The 1,948-nt window shown below is 48.2% G+C and carries 2 protein-coding genes and 1 pseudogene; 1 reads left to right on the top strand and 2 read right to left on the bottom strand.

What is annotated here, in order from left to right; genetic code table 11:
• On the top strand, positions 1 to 441 hold a 441-nt coding region (locus C7R94_RS28960), incomplete at its 5' end, for a cupredoxin domain-containing protein (protein WP_233220701.1).
• Here the strand turns inward: C7R94_RS28960 and C7R94_RS28955 are convergent.
• Positions 431 to 1,651, bottom strand: a complete 1,221-nt coding sequence (locus tag C7R94_RS28955; RefSeq protein WP_106785964.1) for an MFS transporter — start codon at positions 1,649 to 1,651, stop codon at positions 431 to 433. The two genes, C7R94_RS28960 and C7R94_RS28955, sit on opposite strands and share 11 nt — an antisense overlap.
• 67 nt (positions 1,652 to 1,718) lie before the next feature.
• Positions 1,719 to 1,948 (bottom strand): annotated as a pseudogene (locus tag C7R94_RS28950) (4-hydroxy-3-methylbut-2-enyl diphosphate reductase); the annotation flags it as partial.

The following is a 1,948-nucleotide window of genomic DNA, read 5'->3' as shown; positions in this document are numbered from 1 at the left end:
AGGATAATAGTAACTTCCCATGCTATTGTCCTCAAAGGAGTTGAAAGCAAAATGTCTCGTCACTGGTATCGACAGCTACGTTATCCAATCATCGCTCTGGCTGTGACATTAACGCTACTTTGGACACATCATCACCATCGTCTGCCGGCTTCGTACGCTGTCGCGACGCGGACACATACCGTTACGATTTCTAGCGCTGGCTTTTTGCCCAATCAATTGACTGCACACGAAGGAGAGCGCGTCTCGTTGATGATCGTCAACACCGATACGCGCCCTCACAATCTATCCATTCGTGATCTGAACCTTACATCTACAGAATTGAAACCGACCCAATCGACTCTCTTACAGTTTTCAGCCGCCAAACGCGGTCGGTATCATTTCGTATCAGACGCACCTGGCTATCCGGAAACAGGCTTCCAAGGCATGCTCGTCATTGACTAGCTTGCACTTCTTCGTCTGGTGAGATTTGCTTCCACCGTCCGAATTTTATCATGAGCAGAGGAATGATCCCGATCGTGGTGATGATTCCAAAAAACAAATAAATGGCTAGCACCGAAAACGAATCTTTGATCCAACCTGCTACTAAATTGCAAAACATCGAACCTAGCCCGCCTCCCACTGAAAAGAAGATGGCCAACGCTGTCACCTGAAGGGATGCGGGCGTATTTTCGCGCACAAATTGGGCTGCCGTTGCCAAATAAAAACCAACGGAAATCCCCTGCACAAAGAACATCGTAATCACGGCAGTGGTACTCGGAGCGGAGCTATACCAAAACCAGCGCATCGCGCAAAAAATCGCAGATAGCAAGAGCGTCAACTCCAGTCCCCACCTGCGGACAATATAACCCGCCAGCTTCATAAAAGGAGCCTCACTGCCTGCAAACAGCAAGAAGGCTAGACCGATTCCTCCAATGGTCCCTCCGATATCCTGATAAAACAGGGAAAACCAAATATTATTGGCGTTTACAGAGCCCATCATGCAAAACGATGAAATCAAAAACAACGCAAATCGCGGAATTCGCGCCAAATCTCTTATCCCTGCAAGCATACTGACACGAAACCGCGAAGCCTCTGTCACTTCTTCCGGAACCTTCTGAAGAAACAGAATGGCAATTAGAAACGCCGAGCAAAACGAGTAAAAAAGAACATGTGGCCCCCACTGCTCAACGAGAAGACCGGTGATGAATGCCGCTAGCGCAAAGCCGATTGCTCCCCACAAGCGAATGTCGCCGAACTGAATACCATGTCCCTTGGCATAACCGAGAGCCAAGCTATCTGAGATGGGAACGACGGCACTTTGAAAAAACGACAACAGGATGTAGAGCAAGAAGACGTAGACAAAGGTGGAGACACCCGTAAAGAGAAGTCCCACCAGCCCGGTGATGGTCAATGTCAGAATCAGCACAGTTTTGCGAATTTGATAGCGATCACAGATCATACCCCACATCGGCTGTGCCACAATGGAAACGATCGGCGCAACTGCACTGATGAGACCAATTTGGGTCCCGGTTAGATGAATGGATTCGTAGTATTGCGTAATGAGCGGAGCAAAAGCGCCAAGCCCGTAGTAAATAAAAAGATAAAGGGCGCAAAGACTTACGTATCTGCCTTTTGCGCCCCCCAGCCCGAAAGCGGAAAGTGATTCTGGCATATAACTCTCCTATTTTGAGGTTAGTTAACCGTGTAAGAAAATATAACACAGAGCATGCCTACATGATTTATTTTACCGTTGGCAATATTTTCGCCATGTTGACGGTCCGTTTTTTCTCCCATGTAGTCGGGTTGAACTCATCGAACTGCTCCAAGAAGGTGATGACTTCCTTCGTCAATGGAGTCGGCGTCGAAGCGCCAGAAGTAACCGCCACATTTTTCTTTCCACGCAGCCATTCAATGTCCAGCTCAGACAAATCAGCGATTCGATACGATGGAACATTCGCGATTTCTTCCG

Source organism: Brevibacillus sp. NRRL NRS-603 (assembly GCF_003013445.1).
Classification (GTDB): Bacteria; Bacillota; Bacilli; order Brevibacillales; family Brevibacillaceae; genus Brevibacillus; species Brevibacillus formosus.
This window is presented reverse-complemented; position numbering and strand designations above follow the sequence as displayed.